Consider the following 18,755-nt stretch of genomic DNA (forward strand, 5'->3'; position numbering starts at 1 on the left):
GCTTCCGGGCTTTCACGCTGTCGATCTCGACTGCGCTTCCTTCCGGAGCAACTTTTCTAACTTAGATCATCTGGCTGGTCGGTGTCAAATCCGACTCGCCGTGAGTTTCGCCGTGGCGATCCTCGGTGGATCTTCGTCAGGGGCGGTGATGTTTCCATCACCTGCGGCCATTTAGGCTATCAGATCCTCAGCGTTACTGTGAACCTGGCCCGTGCGGGTTTCGGTGGCTTTCGCTTCCCGGCCCCGCGGCACAAGAGAAGACAGTACACCCGGATTTCGGTCCGTGCCAAATCGGGGGCTCTCCGTCGTCAGATCCGCGTGATTCCGGGGCTGCATGGCTCCATCGGCCCCTGAATCACCGCGTCGTCGTCGACATCGTTTCTGTGATGGTCGCCACTCTGATGGGGTCCCGGTCAGGCCTGCGGTCGGAAGTAGACCGTGGCCAGAGGCGGCACGCTGATCTCTGCCGACGCCGGCTGTCCGTGCCACGGGGTCGGCTCGGCCAAGATCTCCGGTCCGTTGCTGACTCCGGATCCGCCATACGCCTCGGCGTCCGTGTTCACCACTTCGGTCCAGGCGCCCTCGCGCGGCAGTCCCAGCCGAACCCCGTGGTGAGGCGATCCAGAGAAGTTCGAGACGCAGACCAGCGGTTCGCCGTCCACCGACCAGCGGATGAACGAGAAGAGATTGCGGTCAGCGTCGTTCTGGTCGATCCACTGGAACCCTGCCGGATCATGGTCCTGGCTCCACAGCTCGGGGGCATTGCGGTAGACCAGGTTCAGATCACGGACGGTCTTCATCAACCCCTTGTGCTGCGGGATGTCCGTCAGCCACCAGTCCAGACCATGGGCCTCGTTCCACTCGGCCTCCTGGCCGAACTCCGAGCCCATGAACAGCAGCTGCTTCCCCGGGTGCGCCCACATGAACCCGTAGTAGGCACGCAGGGAGGCCAGCTGCTGCCAACGGTCGCCCGGCATCTTGCGCAGCAGCGAGCCCTTGCCGTGCACGACCTCATCGTGGGACAGCGGGAGCACGTAGTTCTCACTCCAGGCGTAGACCAGGGAGAAGGTCATCTGGTGGTGATGCCACCGCCGATTCACCGGATCCTCGGACATGTACGTGAGCGAATCGTGCATCCAGCCCATGTTCCACTTCTCGCCGAACCCGAGGCCTCCCGTGCTCGTCGGTGCGGTGACGCCGTTGAAGGCGGTGGACTCCTCGGCGATCATCATTGTGCCCGGATTGCGCTTGTAGGCCGTGGCCGTGGCCTCCTGCAGGAAGCTGATCGCCTCCAGGTTGTGGTTGCCGCCATGGATGTTCGGCACCCACTGCCCGTCCTCCCGCGAGTAGTCCAGGTAGAGCATCGAGGCCACCGCGTCCACCCGCAGCCCGTCGATGTGGAACTCCTCGAGCCAGTACAGCGCGTTGGCGACCAGGAAGTTGCGCACCTCGGTCCGTCCGAAGTCGAAGACCAGGGTTCCCCAGTCCGGGTGTTCGCCCTTCCGCGGGTCCGCGTACTCGTAGAGAGGACCGCCGTCGAACCGGGCCAGAGCCCATTCGTCCTTGGGGAAGTGCGCCGGGACCCAGTCCAGCAGGACACCGATCCCTGCCTGGTGGAGACGATCGACCAGGTACTTGAAGTCATCAGGGGTTCCGAAACGCGAGGTCGGGGCGTAGTACCCGGTGACCTGGTAGCCCCACGATCCACCGAAGGGGTGCTCGGCCACCGGCATGAACTCCACGTGGGTGAATCCCTGCCAGGAGACGTACTCCACCAGCTGCTCAGCCATCTCGCGGTAGTCCAGTCCCGGGCGCCATGAGCCGGCGTGCACCTCGTACACGCTCATGGCCTGCTGGTGCGGATCGGCCTGGGCCCGACGTTCCATCCAGTCCTGGTCCCCGAACGAGTACCTGGACTCCTCCACTCGCGAGCCGGTGGCCGGCGAGACCTCGGTCCACCGAGCCATGGGGTCGGACTTGTCCCGCCAGACCCCGTCCGCACCGCGGATCTCGTACTTGTAGACCGCTCCGGCCTGCACCCCAGGGATGAACACCTCCCAGATGCCGGAGTCGCCCAGCGAGCGCATGGCATGCTGCCGGCCGTTCCAGCCGTTGAAGTCACCCTTGACCCGCACGATCTGCGCGTTGGGCGCCCAGACCGCGAATGCGGTGCCGACGACCTCGCCCTGAGGAGTCGAGTACCGGTGGACCCGGGCACCGAGCACCGTCCACAGGGTCTCGTGACGCCCCTCGCGAATCAGGTGCTGGTCGAGCTCACCGAGGGTGGGCAGGTACCGGTAGGCATCGTCCTGCAGCTCCGGTTCCGCCCCGTCATAGGCGACCAGGATCCGGTAGCCCGGGACGTGCCCCTCCTGCACGGCGGCCGATGTGCCCACCCAGACGCCGTCATGCTCGTGAGTGAGCTCGATCTGGCCACCCTCGTCCAGGCGCACAGCCACGGAGTCCGCCAAAGGCCGCAGCACGCGGTAGGTGACCGTTCCGGACCCGTCCAGGTGTGCCCCGAGCACCTCGTGGGGCTGGTGGTACTCCCCCCGTGCCACGGCCGAGAGGACCTCGGAGGCGACCGCCAGGGGTGTGGCCCCGGCGTGGACCGGAGACGCAGTCTGTGCTGCATGCTCGGGGGTCGGTCCTGCGGTGCTGGCATCCTGCTGGGACATCTGAGCCTCCTGGTGAGTCGCGTCGGGGTGTGCGGCGCTGGTCCGTTCCACGCTAGCGCGGTCCAGGACCCGGCGCACGGCGGCGGCCGGCACCTGCACCCAGTCCGGTCGCTGCCGCTGTTCGTACGCCACCTCGTAGAGGGCCTTGTCCAGCATCAACGCGGTGAACACCACCGAATCGGTGTCCACCGGTGTGCCCACAGCCTGGCCGTATCCCGCCAGGAACGCCTGCTGGGCCGCATCCGTCCACCGCTGCAGCTCACGCCGCGCATCAGTGCGATCCCCGCCGCCGTGCTCTCGGGCGGCCACGGCGCCGGCATAGTCGAAGGAACGGAGCATGCCGACCACATCCCGCAGCGGCAGGTCCATGCCGGAGCGTTCGGCCGCATCCCGCAGGGGTTCGCCCTCGAAGTCCAGCACGGTCCACCGGGTCTGTCCGTCCCGGTCCGGGGCGGCCAGCACCTGCCCGAGGTGATAGTCCGCGTGGATCCGCTGCAACGGCGGCAGGCCGGCGGCCACGGAGGGATCCTCCAGCTTCCCGACGATGGCCTCCACGGCAGGCGCGCAGTCCTCGCCGACCGCAGTGCTCGCCTGACGCCAGCCCCACCGGATCCGCTCGGCCAGGTCGACCAGGACCTGTGGCCGGTCCTGCGCTCCAGAGGTGCCCAGCGATGCGGCCAGTGCCCGGTGCATCCGGCCGGTGGCCTGCCCGATCCCGGCGGCCTGGCCGGTGAAGTCCTTCCTCGATACGGCGGCGTCCAGGGCCAGCCGCCAGGCGTCCTGAGAGTCGGCCACGAACTCGCGCAGCACACTGACCGCACCGGAGTCCCAGTCCTCGCCCTCCGTGCCGGTCCGCCTCCACCCGGCAGTGATCTCGCCGTAGGTCACGGGGACCTCGGTGGAGCCGGCCTCGGTGAGGGCCAGCCCGATCTGCACGTCCGGGTTCTCCCCGGCGGCGATCACCCGGAAGAACTTCACGATCACCGACCCGTCCGGCCCCTCGACCACCACGGAGGTGTTGGACTGCTCTCCGGTCAGCACGCGGGCCTTCATCACTGCGGGCTCGAACCGGGACCAGTCCTGGAACCCAGCGTGGGCGCGTCCTCGGCAGCGGCCGTCGGCCGTGGCCAGTCCCCGGCGCATCATCTCCAGCCAGGCGGCCACGAACACCGGGTCGTGCGTGCCGTCGTAGACCCACACCTCACGCGGCTCGCCGGTCTCGCCGTGCGCTGCGGAGGTCTGCCCGATCAGGGCGGACTCGCCGCCCTCCAGCGGGGCCGAGCGCACCGTGACCGGAACGCTCACGGTGACGGGGCCGTCGTCGTGGGCCACCGAGAGCAGGTGCAGCTGCAGGCCCACCTGGCCGGCGGGGTCGCTCAGACGCAGCCCGCCGACCCGGGTCACCTCCGCGTCCGGCCCGCCCGGGAACCAGCGCTGGGTGGCCAGCCAGGGGCGGAGGAGGTCGAGGATCGGACGCGAGGTGGTCATGGGGTGTGGTCTCTCTGTGTTCAGTTCCGTGCAGCCTGATCTGGGGTGATGATCGGCAGAGCGGAGGTGTAGGGATTGGCGCGGTCGGCCAGGCCCGGATGCTGCTCGGCGACCGCCGGGTTCGCCAGCCCGGGACCGGTGCGCACCCGCAGCCAGTAGAACCCGTGACCGGGCAGGGTGATGGGCAGACGGCCCTCCTGATCGATGTCCAGGAACGCGCGTCCACCGAAGACGTCCCGCAGCCCGCGGCCCTCGTAACCGGGCACGGTCAGCCAGGTGGCGACGGGGTCCGGAGAGAGGTTGAAGATGCACAGCACCGTCTCCGGGTACAGGTCTTCGTCCTCCGAGGGGGGCAGATCGCGCACGAACGCCAGGACCTGCTCGGCCTCGGCGTCCACCACGGAGAAGTCGCCCAGGCCGAAGACCGGGTGGCGCTTGCGCACGGCCAGGGTCTCGCGGACCCAGTGCAGCAGTGAGCCGTTCGAGGCCAGGGCGGCCTCCACGTTGACGTGGTTGTAGTGGAAGACCAGCGACTGGATCACCGGCAGGTAGAGCTTGCCCGGATCGGCCTCGGAGAAGCCGGCGTTGCGGTCCGGGTTCCACTGCATGGGCGTGCGCGAGGCGTCACGGTCCGGCAGCCAGATGTTGTCCCCCATGCCCAGCTCATCCCCGTAGTACAGGAACGGCGAGCCCGGCAGAGCCAGCAGCAGCGCGTGGATCAGCTCCAGCTCCGAGCGCGAGTTGTCCAGCAGTGAGGCCAGACGACGGCGGATGCCCACGTTGGCGCGCATGCGCGAGTCCGGCGCGTACCAACCCAGCATGGCCTGACGCTCCTCCGGCGTGACCATCTCCAGCGTCAGCTCGTCATGGTTGCGCAGGAACGTGCCCCACTGGGAGCCGGCCGGGATCTGCGGGGTGTCTTCGAGGGCTTCGAGAATGGCGGTGGCCCGGTGGTCACGCAGAGCGTAGAAGATCTTGGGCATGATCGGGAAGTGGAAGCACATGTGGCACTCCGGCTCCTCCTCGGTGCCGAAGTAGTCCACCACCTCCGCCGGGGGCTGGTTGGCCTCGGCGATGATGACCCGCCCCGGGTACTCCGCATCCACCATGGCGCGCAGCTCCCTGAGGAAGGTGTGCGTGCGAGGGTCGTTCTCACAGTTGGTGCCCTCCTCCTCGTACAGGTACGGGATGGCGTCGGCACGGAAGCCGTCCACGCCCATGTCCAGCCAGAACCGGACCACGTCATACAACGCCTCGATGACCTTCGGGTTCTCGAAGTTCAGATCCGGCTGGTGGGAGAAGAACCGGTGCCAGAAGAACTGCCGGCGCACCGGGTCGAAGGTCCAGTTCGACTCCTCGGTGTCCACGAAGATGATGCGGGCGTCCTGGTACTTCTCATCGGTGTCCGACCACACGTAGAAGTCGCCGTAGGGGCCGTCCGGCTCTGCCCGGGAGGCCTGGAACCACGGGTGCTGGTCCGAGGTGTGGTTCAGCGGCAGGTCGATGATCACCCGCAGGCCGCGCGCGTGGGCCTCGGCGACGAGTCGCTTGAAGTCCGAGACCGTTCCGAACTCGTCCAGCACCTCATAGAAGTCCGCCACATCATAGCCGCCGTCCCGCAGCGGAGAGCGGTAGAACGGCGGGACCCACAGGCAGTCCACGCCCAGCCACTGCAGGTAGTCCAGCTTGTTGATCAGCCCGTCCAGGTCACCGGACCCGTCCCCGTTGCCGTCATGGAACGCGCGGACCAGCACCTCGTAGAACACTGCGGTGCGGAACCAGTCAGGGTCGTGGGAGATCCCGTGGGTGTGGAGCTGGTAGGAGTTCGCCATGGTTCGTGTGCTCTTCCGTCTCGATCCGGCGGGCCGTGTGTGGACGGGCCTGCCGGGTGCTGCGTCTACAGGTCAGGTGCTGCGGATCAGGCCGGGCATGTCCCCTCGGTCAGGAGCGGGCATGCGGGCGGGGAGGGTCAGCCGCGGACGATGCGCAGCACGTGCGCGGGCTCGACATGGGGGTCTAGGCGGATGTAGTTCTCCGCTCCCCAGCGCCACCGCGCCCCGGTGATCAGGTCCTCCACCTCGAACCGTCCCTCGGCATCCAGGTCCTGCGGGCGCAGGTCCAGCGCGCTCAGGTCGAGACGGGCGGTGGCCTCGCGCACCGAGTGCGGATCGCAGGTCACCACCACGATCACCGTGTCCGGTGCGTCCAGCGGCACTCCGTCCGCACCCCGGTCCGCAGCGGCCTCGGCATCCGCGTGCTCGCCCTCCGGCTGCGGCCGACGGGTCTTGGAGAACACCAGGATCTGGTCGTTGTCCGCCGAGTGCAGCGTCAGGTTCTGCAGGTCCTGCAGGGCAGGGTGCTCGCGGCGGAACCGGTTCAGTCGGGTGATGAACGGGGCCAGGGACTCCCCCCGGGCCTCGGCACCGGCGAAGTCCCGGTCCTTGTACTCGTACTTCTCATTGTCGATGTACTCCTCCGCCCCGGGGCGGGCCACATGCTCATAGAGCTCGTAGCCGGCGTACATGCCCCACAGCGGATTGGACAGGGCTGCCAGGACCGCACGGATCTTGAACGCCGCCGGTCCTCCGAACTGCAGGTACTCGGTGAGGATGTCCGGGGTGTTGACGAAGAAGTTCGGGCGGTAGAACGCCGGGGTCTGCGCCGTGACCTCATGCAGGTACTCGGCGATCTCCTCGCGGGTGTTCCGCCAGGTGAAGTAGGAATAGGACTGCTGGAAGCCAGCCCGGCCCAGGGCGTGCATCATGGCCGGACGGGTGAACGCCTCAGCCAGGAACACGACCTCCGGGTGGCGGCGCCGGACCTTGCCGATCAGCCATTCCCAGAACCACAGCGGCTTGGTGTGCGGGTTGTCCACCCGGAAGATCTTCACGCCGCGGGAGACCCACAGTTCCACGACCTTCAGGACGGCCCGGCGCAGTCCGCGCGGATCGTTGTCGAAGTTCAGCGGGTAGATGTCCTGGTACTTCTTCGGCGGGTTCTCCGCGTAGGCGATGGTCCCGTCCACGCGGGTGGTGAACCACTCCGGGTGCTCGGCCACCCACGGGTGGTCCGGGGCGCACTGCAGAGCCAGGTCCAGGGCCACTTCGAGCCCGTTCCGCTCGGCCTCGGCCACGAAGTGGGCGAAGTCCTCGGGGGTGCCCAGGTCCGGGTGGATGGCGTCATGTCCGCCCTCCTCCGCACCGATCGCCCACGGCGAGCCCGGATCGTGCGGGCCGGCCACCAGGGTGTTGTTCGGGCCCTTGCGGTGAGTCCGCCCGATCGGGTGGATCGGGGGCAGATAGATGACATCGAAGCCCATCTGCGCCACCGCTGGGAGGCGCCTGGCCGCCGTCGTGAAACTGCCTGAGGTCCAGGTGCCGGACTCCGGGTGGTACTGCGCCCCTTCGGAGCGCGGGAAGAACTCGTACCAGGCGCCGCGGCCGGCCAGGCTGCGCTGGACCTCCACGGGATAGGACGACGACGGCGACACCAGGTCCCGGAGAGGACGTGCGGTGAGGATCTCGATCACCTCGGGGGTCTCGGCAGCAGCGAGTCGCTCCTGCACGCTGAGGGTCTGATCTGCCAGGACTCGTGCGGTCTCGGCGAAGACGGCCCGGTCCTGCTCGGTGCGGTCGGTGTCCTCGGCGGCGGAGGCGAACAGTGCCACACCCTCGGCCAGCATCAGGTCCACGTCCACACCGGCCTCGATCTTGACGGTGGCGGCGTGGTGCCAGGTGCCGAAGAGGTCAGACCAGCCCTCGACCACCAGCGAGTGCATCCCGACCTGCGTGGGGCGCAAGGTGGCCAGGTACTCATCCAGTCCGGGGGCACCCTCATGCATGCGCACTCTCTGCACGAGCGACCCGTCCGGGCCGTAGAGCACGGCAGTGGCACCGAGACGGTCGTGGCCCTCCCGGAAGACCGTGGCGCGGACGGGGACGTCCTCCCCCACCACCGCCTTGGCCGGGTGCGCGCCGTGGTGCACGGCCGGCTGCACATCCGTCACGGGGATGCGGCCGACCTTCAGCTCGGTGCGGAACAGCGGGGACATGTTGGCGTTCTTGATGGCTCCCACGGGTTCGACGTTACCGGCACGCCGGGTGAATGGCTAACCTCTATGCGTCCGCTCCACGGTGCGGCAGATCAGGACCGAATCACTGCAGCAGGGCCTTGTCATCCAGTTCGGCGCCCTTGATCTTGGCGAACTCGCCGAGCAGGTCCTCCACGGTCTTGCCGCGTTTCTCCTCCTCGTGCAGGTCCAGGATGATCCGGCCCTCGTGCATCATGATCAGCCGGTTGCCGACCTCCAGGGCCTGGGCCATGTTGTGGGTGACCATCAGGGTGGTCAGGTTCTGGTCCGCCACCACCTTCTGGGTCAGCTCGGTGACCAGGGCGGCCCGCTGCGGGTCCAGTGCCGCGGTGTGCTCGTCCAGCAGCAGGATCTTGGGGCCGGAGAAGGTGGCCATCAGCAGGCTCAGTGCCTGCCGCTGACCGCCGGAGAGCAGACCGACCTTGGTCTTCATCCGGTTCTCCAGGCCCAGCTCCAGGACTTTGAGTGCCTCGTGGTACTCCTCCCGGCGGGCCTTGCCCACGCTCAGAGACAGACCTCGGGTCTTGCCGCGGCGCCCCGCCAGGGACATGTTCTGCTCGATCGTCAGGTTCGGGCTGGTGCCGGCCATCGGGTCCTGGAAGACGCGGCCGACGAACTCGGCGCGCTGGAAGTCCTTCAGCCCGGTGACGTCCTTGCCGTCGATCCGCACGGTGCCGGTGTCCGGGGTCAGCTTGCCCGCCACGGTGTTCAGCACGGTGGACTTGCCGGCGCCATTGGAGCCGATCACGGTCACGAAGTCGCCCGGGGCCAGGTGCAGGTCGATCCCCACGAGCGCCCGACGCTCATTGACCGTGTTCGGGAAGAACGTCTTGTGGATGTCGGTGAGCTCAAGCACGGTCTGCCTCCTGGGATGAGCCGGTACGAGTGGATTCGGCGGCCGGTGCGGCAGAAGCCCCGCTGGTGGCCAGCGCCGGGGCTGCCTGAGGGCCACCCGCGGCGATGTCGGAGACCACGCCCCGGTCTCGCCTGAGGCCGCCCAGCTTCCGGAAGACCTTCCACTGGGGCAACAGCAGCGCGGCGACCACCAGCACCGCCGAGATCAGCTTCATGTCATTGGCGTTCAGACCCGCAGTCAGGGCGAAGTAGATGGCCAGGCGGTAGATCACCGCGCCGACGATCACGGCCAGGGTGGCGATGAACACGGCGCGGGTGCCCAGCAGTGCCTGGCCCACGATCACCGAGGCCAGTCCGACCAGGATCAGGCCGATGCCCATGCTGATGTCGGCGAAGCCCTGCTGCTGCGCCACGACGGCGCCGCAGAGGGCCACCAGGCCGTTGGAGAGCATCAGGCCCAGGATCTTCATCCGATCCGTGGAGACGCCGAAGCTGCGGATCATCTCCTCGTTGTCTCCGGTGGCCTGCAGGGACAGTCCCAGGTCGGTGGAGAGGAACCAGTCCACGATGAACTTCAGGACCAGGATCAGTGCCAGCAGGATCGCGATCAGCGCCCAGCTTCCGCTGGAGGCCCCGAGGGTTCTCATGAAGGCGAACGCGGTGTCTTCGCCCAACAGCGGGACATTCGCCTTGCCCATGATGCGCAGGTTGATCGAGTACAGCGCGATCATGGTCAGGATGCCGGCCAGCAGACCGTTGATGTTGCCCTTGGTGTGCAGCAGTCCAGTGATGAGCCCGGCCACCGTGCCCACGGCGAAAGCCGCGGCCATGGCCAGGACGAAGTGGACGTCATTGACGATCAGCACAGCGGCCGTGGCGCCGCCGGTGGTGAAGGATCCGTCCACCGTCAGGTCCGGGAAGTCGAGGATGCGGAAGGTCAGATAGACCCCGATGGCCATGATCGCGTAGATCAGACCGAGTTCGATGGCGGTGTTCATGAGCGTGTGGTGCCTTCGTGGGAGGGGAAGCGGATCAGCGGGGCCGGGCCGGCGGTGCGGTTCCCGGCAGTGCCGTGCCGGCCGTCAGGAGGGACGGCCGGCACGGGTCGTGGTCGGTCGAGGGGCTCAGCGCCCAGAGTGATCAGCCCTCGGAGTCCTCGGCATCAGCCGCGGTCAGCTTCTCCGCCTCGGCGAGCATGTCCTCCGGGATGGTGACACCCATCTTCTCGGCGGCCTCTTCGTTGACGTAGAGCTTCAGGCTGTCCTCCGGGGCCCGCTCAGCGGGCAGGGAGGCCGGGTCCGCTCCCTCGGTGAGGATCTTCACGGCCATCTCCCCGGCCTGCTTGCCGTGGGCGGTGTAGTCGATGCCGAACGTGGCCACCGCACCGCGAGCCACCGAGTCACCCTCGGCGGCGATCACCGGGATCTTCTGGGACTCGCCGTAGGCGATCACCGACTCCAGGGCCGAGACCACAGCGTTGTCGGTGGGGACGTAGATGGCATCGACATCACCCAGCGCCTGGACGCCCTGCTGGACCTCGGAGCTGTTGGTGATGGTGGTCGTCTTGATCTCCATGCCCAGCTCCGCGGCGGCCTCCTCGGCCTGCTTCACCTGGACGGCGGAGTTGGGTTCGCCGGAGGAGTAGACGATGCCGACTGTCTTGGCATCCACCCCCAGCTGGTTGAGCAGGTCCAACTGCTCCTTGACCGGATTCATGTCCGAGACGCCGGTGACGTTGCCGCCGGGGGCCTCCCAGTCAGCGATGATCTTCGCGTCCACCGGATCGGTGACGGCCATGAACACGACGGGCTTGTCCGTGATGGCCTGGGTGGCTCCCTGGGCGGCCGGAGTGGCGATGGCCGCGACCAGGTCCAGGTCGGCAGTGGCGAAGGAGCCGACGATGCTCGTCACGGTTCCGGCATCGGCCTGGGCATTCTGCTCATCCCACTCCACCTCGACGCCGGCCTCCTCGAAGGCGGACTTGAAACCGTTCTTGGCCGAATCCAGGGCGGGGTGCGTCACGAACTGGGCGATGCCGATCGAGTAGGACTCTGCGGCGCCGTCCCCGGCGGGGCTGGTGCCGTCTTCGCTGCCGCCCCCATTGGAGCCGCAGGCGGTGGCGAACAGGGCGGTGGCGGCCAGGGCCGCCGTGAGACGGGCGGTGGTGGACTTCTTCATGGTCTCCCTCGAATCATCAGATGGTGGTGCAGGTGGCATCCGAGGACGCCTGGAGACGGATCAGCCGCGGGGATGCGACAGCCACCCGTCCATCAGTGAGCATTTCGTATCTCAATAGTGAGTGTGATCCACCATACATTCAACACAATCGGCGCATGCCAGACGATCTGTGATGACATCGACACCGCTGTGGACGATCTGCCCTCCTGCAGCTCCCTCCTCGGCCGGCTCACGCCAGCTCACGCACGTGAGCGAGCACACGGAGCGTCATTCACCGGAACGACACCTACTGGACCCCTCCCCTAGTACCGTGGGGGTGTGAAGGCAATCCGCAGATTCATCGTCCGTACCCACCTGCCCGAGGAGATCTCTGGCCTGAGCCGTCTGGCCGCGAACCTCCGCTGGTCCTGGCACCCCCAGACCCAGGCGCTCTTCCGCGACCTGGACCCCGCCGCCTGGGAGGAGCTCGGCCACGACCCCGTCGCCCTGCTCGGCTCCTTCGACCGGCAGCGACTGACCGAGCTCGCCGCTGACAGCCAGCTGGTCCAGCGCGTGCAGGAGGCCGCCGCTGACCTCGACCGGTACCTCTCTGAGGACCGCTGGTACCAGAACGAGTTCTCCGCCGGACAGGCGCCGAGCTCGATCGCCTACTTCTCCCCCGAGTTCGGCATCACCGCTGTGCTTCCCCAGTACTCCGGTGGTCTGGGCATCCTGGCCGGCGACCACCTGAAGTCCGCCTCGGACCTCGGCGTGCCGATCATCGGCGTGGGCCTGCTCTACCAGGCCGGCTACTTCAAGCAGTCGCTCTCCCGTGACGCCTGGCAGCAGGAGACCTACCCGGTCCTGGACCCGGACAATCTGCCGCTGACCCTGCTCAAGGAGTCCGACGGGACTCCTGTCCAGATCTCCCTGCCCATCCCTGGAGGCCGCACCCTGCATGCCCAGGTGTGGCGGGCCGACGTCGGGCGTGTTCCGCTGCTGCTGCTGGACTCGGATGTGCCGGCCAACGACGACACCGCCCGCACCATCACCGACCGCCTGTACGGCGGCGGCGGGGACCACCGCCTGCAGCAGGAGCTGCTGCTGGGCATGGGCGGCGTGAAGGCCCTGCGCCAGTACGCGCGACTGCAGGGCATCGAGGCACCCGAGGTCTACCACACCAACGAAGGCCATGCCGGGTTCCAGGGGATCGAGCGGATCCAGGAGCTCATGGAGCAGGGCCTGAACTGGGAGGAGGCGCTGACCAGCGTGCGTGCCTCCACCGTGTTCACCACCCACACCCCGGTGCCCGCCGGCATCGACCGCTTCGACCGTTCCCTGGTGGAGCAGTTCTTCCAGGCCGGGCTGGCACCGGCCGTCCCCGTGGAGAACGTGCTCGCCCTGGGCGCCGAGGACTACGACGGCGGAGACCGCGGCGTGCACAACATGGCCGTGATGGGTCTGCGTCTGGGCCAGCGGGCCAACGGCGTGGCCCAGCTGCACGGCGTGGTCTCCCGCGAGATGTTCCAGGGGCTCTGGCCGGGCTTCGACGCCGCCGAGGTCCCGATCACCTCGATCACCAACGGCGTCCACGCCCCCACCTGGGTGTCCGAGACCGTCTCGGAGACCGCCATGACCATGTTCGGTGCCGCTGCGGTGGCCGGGCATGACTGGAACAAGGTCTGGGAGGTGCCAGATCAGGAGCTGTGGAACGTGCGCCGTGAGCTGCGCCGAACCCTGATCCAGGACGTGCGCGCCCGCCTGAAGTCCTCCTGGCGCAAGCGCGGTGCGTCCGAGGCCGAGCTGGCCTGGACCGACTCGGTGCTGGACGAGAACGTGCTGACCATCGGCTTCGCCCGCCGCGTGCCCACCTACAAGCGGCTGACCCTGATGCTGCGCGACCCCGAGCGGCTCAAGCGCCTGCTGCTGGATCCCGAGCGGCCCATCCAGCTGGTGGTGGCCGGCAAGTCCCACCCCGCCGACGAGCAGGGCAAGCGGATGATCCAGGAGATGGTGCGCTTCACCGACGACCCCGAGGTGCGTCACCGGATCGTGTTCCTGCCCAACTACGACATCCGCATGGCCTCCACCCTGATGCCCGGCGTGGATGTGTGGCTGAACAACCCGCTGCGCCCGCTCGAGGCCTGCGGCACCTCCGGGATGAAGGTGGCCATGAACGGCGGCCTGAACCTGTCCGTGCTGGACGGCTGGTGGGATGAGATGTACGACGGCGAGAACGGCTGGGCCATCCCCACCGCGTCCTCCGCCGCCTCCACCGAGGAGCGCGACGACCTCGAGGCCGCGGCGCTGTACGACCTGCTGGAGAACGAGCTGACCCCGCGGTTCTACGGGGCGGAGGCACCCGCTGCGGCTGGCGCCGCCGGACCGTCCACCGTCTCGGCAGGGCACGACGACGGCCTGCCGCTGCAGTGGATCGAGATGATCAAGCACACCATCGCCACCCTGGGCCCGCAGGTCTCCGCCGACCGTATGGTCCAGGACTACGTCAACATCCTCTACCGTCCGGCCGCCGACGCCGGCCGGATCGCCGATGCCGACGGACATGCCAATGCGCGTGCTCTGGCCGCCTGGAAGACCGCGGTCCGGGAGCAGTTCCCGGGCGTGGTGGTGGAGCACGTGGACTCCCTGGGGGTCTCCGACGCGCCGCAGATCGGGGACGAGCTGGAGGTGTCCGCCTACGTCCGACTCGGTGGGCTGACCCCGCAGGATGTGCTGGTCCAGGCCGTGTACGGCAAGGTCTCCGCCGGTGAGGATGCGTCAGTGTCCGAGGACGAGCTGACCGAGACCGGCCAGCTCACCCTGGTGCCCTCGGAGGATCTGGGTGACGGCCGCTACCGGTTCTCCGGCACGCTGCTGATCGACCGCTCGGGCTCCTTCGGGTACACCGTCCGGGTGCTGCCGCAGCACTCGCTGCTGGCCTCGCCCGCTGAGATGGCGCTGGTGGTCAACGCCGGCTGATCCGGAGTTCCCTGTCCCCTCACAACTGGAGGTCAGTTATCACTGGCACTCGCCCGTTTCCGGGCTGGTGCAGGTGATAACTGACCTCCAGTTGCATGTGGGTGGGGTTCGGCCGTGCCAGCCGCGGCTGCGCAGACCCTGGCGGACTTTGCGGATGGCTGGTCGCCAGTTGTCCTGGGCATGACGGGCACTGAACCGCAGCTCCAGCCAGTCGTGGGCGGCCAACGCCTCGTGACGGGCGATGTCCCGGGCCACCTGATCCGGGTCGGAGTGATGACGGCCTTCATACTCGAGTGTGGTCCGGAACTCCTCGTACACCAGATCTCCCTGGTGAATGATCCGGCCCTGGGCGTCTCTGATCGGCAGGTTCACCGCAGGTTCCGGCAGCCCCGCATCCACCAGGGCCAGACGCAGCAGTGTCTCACGGGGCGAGTCCGACCCGACGCGCACACGATCCAGGGCCGCTCGGGCGCGGCGGATCCCCGGACGACCCCGGTGGTGGGTGAGCAGAAGCTCCAGATCCTTCGGAGTGGTGAACGGAACCGCATCCCAGTCACCTCCCCACACCGGATGCACCAGCCAGTCGCCCCACACCACGAGTTGGTCCTCCCAGGCGGTGGCCGCCAGGTCCAACCACGTGCGCGCCGGGTTGGTGAGGACCACGCCGTCCCGCTCGACGACCTCCGTGGGCAGCCCCTTGCCACGGTGTCCCGTGGTCCCGGGTAGCCGGCGACGTCTGTCTCCGGCAATCGAGGTGAGATGGACGGAATCTCGAGCGGCGACGTCGGGACATCCCCACAGGAACGCCGCGGACTCATGCGAGGCGATGTCCTTCCCCTCCCCCGGCGCCCACTGCAAGGCCCGGAGGAGCGCGGCGTGGACTTCCGCAGGATCGGTGGCGCCAGCAGGTGCGTCGACAGCACGAGTTCGGTAGATCCTCCGGAGCTGCCGATGCCCGGCGGGGCCCGAGAGACGACTCCACCCGACCTGCAACGCCTCGGCCTGCCGTGCGGAGATGAACAGCGGAGCATCGGGCGGAAGGTTCAAGGTGGGCCGTCTGGACATGCCTCCACCCTCGGTGGCAGTTCGTGGACCCCACCAGCCGGGGCACCACTCCTGGGGATGAAGCCGCCAGGGGCGCGCGCTGTGCAGGAGCCGTCCGCCGGTCCGGTGTCAGCGCGCCCGGCAACGCCCGGTCAGTTATCACTGGCATGGCCCCGCTCAGAGGGTGATGCCAGTGATAACTGACCTCCAGTTGGGAAGGCGGGGCGGGTGGGTCAGACGGTGTAGACGGAGATCGAGCTGCCTTCGATCAGGTCGGACTCGCCGGGGACCATCCGGGCGCCGATCCGGGCCTCGCTGCCCCGTGCTGTGGACATCTGCAGGATGAACGAGCGCAGCGTCCCGCCCCGGGCGGTGATGCCCTCCAGCAGGTGTTCGGCCCGAGGGAGGCGGAACTGGACGTCCTCGAGCCCGCCGTGGAAGACCACCAGTCCGCAGAACCGGCCACCGGGGGCACCGATCAGCATCTGCAGCAGGCGCTGGCCCGGGTCCGCCCAGTCGTCCTGGGACATGGGCTGGCCCAGGGCGTTGAACCAGTGCAGGAAGCCCCGCTCGCGCGCCGGGTACTCATAGGGCTGCTCGGCCAGGAACTCCTTGCGGATCCGGATCAGGGCACGCGTGGTCTCCAGCATGCGCTCCTGCTCCGGGTTCAGCTCCCAGTCCGTCCAGGAGATCTCGTTGTTCTGGCAGTAGGCGTTGTTGTTCCCGCCCTGGGTGCGGCCCAGTTCATCGCCCGCAGTGATCATGGGCACCCCGAGGGAGAGCATCAGGGTGGCCATCACGTTGCGTGCGGTCTGACCACGGGCGGCACGGACTGCCGGGTCCTCCGTGGGGCCCTCCACGCCGTGGTTGAACGAGCGGTTGTGGGAGTTCCCGTCCCGGTTGTCCTCCCCGTTGGCCTGGTTGTGCGTCTCGTTGTAGCTGACCAGGTCCCGCAGGGTGAAGCCGTCATGCGCGGTGACCAGATTGACCGAGGCGAGGGCTGAACGGCCGGAGGCGCCGAACAGGGCCGCCGAGCCGGAGAGGCAGTCGGCCAGGCGCGCGGTGGATCCCCCGGTGCCGCCGCGTTCCAGGGCGGCGCGGTCCGCCACCCAGAAGTCGCGCACCACGTCCCGGTAGCGATCGTTCCAGTCCGACCAGCCCGCGGGGAAGTGGCCGGTCTGCCATCCGCCGACACTGACGTCCCACGGTTCGGAGATGAGCTTGACCCCGGCCAGCACCGGATCCGCGTGGGCGGCCACCAGGAAGGGGTGGTGCGGGGTGAAGTGGTGGCTGGAATCCCGGCACAGGGTCACCGCCAGATCGAAGCGGAAGCCGTCCACCTGGTAGTCGGTGACCCAGTGGCGCAGCGAATCCAGGGTCATCTGAACCACCGAGGAGTTGCCGAAGTCCAGGGCGTTGCCGCAGCCGGTGGTGTCCACGTACCGCCCCTGGGCGTCATGACGGTAGTAGTGCTGGTCGCCCAGCTCACGCCAGCAGAAGGACGGACCACCCGGCCCCTCTTCGGCAGTGTGGTTGTAGACCACGTCCAGGATGACCTCGATCCCGGCCTGGTGCAGCAGACGGATCATCCCCTTGACCTCGTCCTGCACGGCCTTCGGCCCGGCGGCCTGGGCGGCGGCGGTGGCATACCCCGGATGTGGGCTGAAAAACCCGACCGTGTTGTACCCCCAGTAGTTCTCCAGACCCAGCCGCTGCAGGTGCTGCTCGTCCGCATGGTGGTGGATGGGCAGCAGCTCCACGGCCGTCACGCCGAGGTCCTGGAGGTAGCGGATCATCACCGGGTGAGCCAGGCCGGCGTAGGTCCCGCGCAGCTCCTCGGGGATCTGCGGGTGCAGCCGGGTCTGCCCGATCACATGGGCCTCGTAGACCACGGTGTCCCGCAGCGGGGTGTGGGGCCGCTCCACCCCGCCCCAGTCGAAGTGGGAGGGCACGCGCACCGACCAGTACTGTCCGTCCCGCTCGCTCACGGCCCGGCTGTACGGGTCCAGGATCGGGCGCAGGCCCGGCTCCACCGCTGCGTCCTCCCCGGCTTCGGCTCCCTCAGCTCTCCCAGCCCTCCGCACGAACGCGTAAAGGCAGCCCTCGCTCAGACCGGCCACCGTCCCGTGGTGCACGTGGGAGGTGACGTCCGGCAAGGGGACCCGGGTCAGGTCCTCCGCACGCGGGGCCCGGTCCAGCGGGAAGTCCGGTCCGGTGAAGACCACGTCCAGCCGCTCACAGCCGGGGGCGTAGACCGCTACGTTCACTGCCTCATCAGCAGGCGCTGAGAAGCCGTCAGCGGACGGTCCCCCACTGGCCACCCGGACGCCGGGCACTCCGGCGTGCACGCCGAGGGGGAAGGGACGGGACCGGTGACCGTGGCCGCGCACCACGGTCTCGGCCACGGTCCCGGTGGGCTGGGCGACGGTGGAGGTCCAGGCCATCAGCCCTGGTCCGTGGACGTCCCGGTGGCCGCGCCGGAGCCTGCCGCACCGGAGCGCAGCCGCGAGACCTCGTACAGGGTGATGCCCACGGCCATGGAGGCGTTGAGGGACTCCATCTCCGAGGCGATGGGGATGGACACGATCTGATCGCAGTACTCGCGGGTCAGTCGGGACAGGCCCTTGCCCTCCGAGCCGACCACCACGCACAGCGGTTCGGTGGACAACGCCATGCCGGGCAGCTCCACGTCTCCGCCGCCGTCCAGCCCCACCACGAAATAGCCCATCTTCTTGAGCTCCTGCAGCGCGGTGTTCAGGTTGCCGGCCTGGGCCACGGGCACGCGGGCGGCGGCACCGGCGGAGGTCTTCCAGGCGGTGGCGGTCACGCCCACGGACCGGCGGGCGGGGACGATCACACCGTCGGCACGGAACGCGGAGGCCGAGCGGATGATGGCACCCAGGTTGCGGGGGTCGGTGATCCCGTCCAGGGCCAGCAGCAGCGGCGGCGCGCTCTGGTACCGCTTCTCCCAGCGCTGCATCCGCTCCCGCGCCAGGTCCACGGCATCGGCGTACTCGTACGGCGGGACCTGCAGCACCAGCCCCTGGTGGTTGGCGTCATCGGTCAACCGGTCCAGCTCCGGCTTGGAGTTCTCCAGCACCGGGATGCCTCGTTCGGCGGCGAGCTTGAGGGACTCGCGCACGCGGTCGTCCATCTCCACGCGCGTGGCCACGTGCAGCGCCTTGGCGGGGATGCCGGCGCGCAGGGCCTCCACCACGGGATTGCGTCCGGCCACGGTCTCGTCCTTGTGCCGCGAACGGGTGTTGCGGGTGGGGCGCTTGGTGGCGGCACGCTCGGAGAGCATCTTGGCCCGGTGTGCCTTGTGGTAGACCCGGTCCTCTGCCTTGGGGGTGGGTCCCTTGCCCTCGAGTGCCTTGCGGCCGTGGCCACCGGTGCCCTTGAGCGGGCCCTTCTTGCCCTTGGGAGAGCCGGAGCGGCGAGGTGCAGACATGATGGGGTGGCCT

10 protein-coding genes are annotated in these 18,755 nt (G+C 68.5%); 1 reads left to right on the forward strand and 9 read right to left on the reverse strand.

The annotated features are described in order from the left end of the window. Nucleotides 1–413 precede the first annotated feature (413 nt). From glgB to ACEXHE_RS07160, 6 genes are all read right to left on the reverse strand, one after another. Nucleotides 414–4,166, reverse strand: a complete 3,753-nt coding sequence (gene glgB / locus ACEXHE_RS07135; RefSeq protein WP_374785262.1) for a 1,4-alpha-glucan branching protein GlgB — start codon at nt 4,164–4,166, stop codon at nt 414–416. 20 nt (nt 4,167–4,186) lie between these two features. Then, entirely contained in the window at nt 4,187–5,998 is a 1,812-nt protein-coding gene (treS, locus tag ACEXHE_RS07140) for a maltose alpha-D-glucosyltransferase (RefSeq protein ID WP_374785263.1), read from the reverse strand. 137 nt (nt 5,999–6,135) lie between these two features. Then, entirely contained in the window at nt 6,136–8,217 is a 2,082-nt protein-coding gene (locus ACEXHE_RS07145; protein ID WP_374785444.1) for an alpha-1,4-glucan--maltose-1-phosphate maltosyltransferase, read from the reverse strand. A gap of 103 nt (nt 8,218–8,320) precedes the next feature. After that, the gene (locus tag ACEXHE_RS07150; RefSeq protein ID WP_374785264.1) at nt 8,321–9,112 is read right to left on the reverse strand and encodes an ABC transporter ATP-binding protein; all 792 of its coding nucleotides are present in this window, start codon (nt 9,110–9,112) and stop codon (nt 8,321–8,323) included. Next, nucleotides 9,105–10,109 (reverse strand): ABC transporter permease, encoded by a 1,005-nt coding sequence (locus tag ACEXHE_RS07155; protein WP_374785265.1) that lies wholly within the window; start codon nt 10,107–10,109, stop codon nt 9,105–9,107. The genes ACEXHE_RS07150 and ACEXHE_RS07155 overlap by 8 nt, the downstream gene beginning before the upstream one ends. A gap of 142 nt (nt 10,110–10,251) precedes the next feature. Continuing rightward, a complete protein-coding gene (locus ACEXHE_RS07160; RefSeq protein WP_374785266.1) occupies nt 10,252–11,289 on the reverse strand; it encodes an ABC transporter substrate-binding protein in 1,038 nt (345 codons plus the stop codon). Nucleotides 11,290–11,607: 318 nt separating this feature from the next. Between ACEXHE_RS07160 and glgP the strand changes: the two genes are divergently transcribed. After that, nucleotides 11,608–14,247 (forward strand): alpha-glucan family phosphorylase, encoded by a 2,640-nt coding sequence (gene glgP / locus ACEXHE_RS07165; protein ID WP_374785267.1) that lies wholly within the window; start codon nt 11,608–11,610, stop codon nt 14,245–14,247. A 39-nt stretch (nt 14,248–14,286) separates the two neighbouring features. Here glgP and ACEXHE_RS07170 read toward each other — a convergent pair whose 3' ends face one another. The 3 genes from ACEXHE_RS07170 to rlmB form a co-directional block, all read right to left on the reverse strand. Beyond that, nucleotides 14,287–15,312 (reverse strand): hypothetical protein, encoded by a 1,026-nt coding sequence (locus tag ACEXHE_RS07170; protein ID WP_374785268.1) that lies wholly within the window; start codon nt 15,310–15,312, stop codon nt 14,287–14,289. 212 nt (nt 15,313–15,524) lie between these two features. After that, the gene (gene glgX, locus ACEXHE_RS07175; RefSeq protein WP_374785269.1) at nt 15,525–17,735 is read right to left on the reverse strand and encodes a glycogen debranching protein GlgX; all 2,211 of its coding nucleotides are present in this window, start codon (nt 17,733–17,735) and stop codon (nt 15,525–15,527) included. Next, nucleotides 17,735–18,742, reverse strand: coding sequence for a 23S rRNA (guanosine(2251)-2'-O)-methyltransferase RlmB (gene rlmB / locus ACEXHE_RS07180; protein WP_374785270.1), 1,008 nt, complete (start codon nt 18,740–18,742; stop codon nt 17,735–17,737). Before rlmB ends, glgX begins: the two co-directional genes overlap by 1 nt. Nucleotides 18,743–18,755: the final 13 nt, after the last annotated feature.

Origin of the sequence: Micrococcus sp. IITD107 (assembly GCF_041927415.1) — a bacterium.
Classification (GTDB): Bacteria; Actinomycetota; Actinomycetes; order Actinomycetales; family Micrococcaceae; genus Citricoccus; species Citricoccus terreus.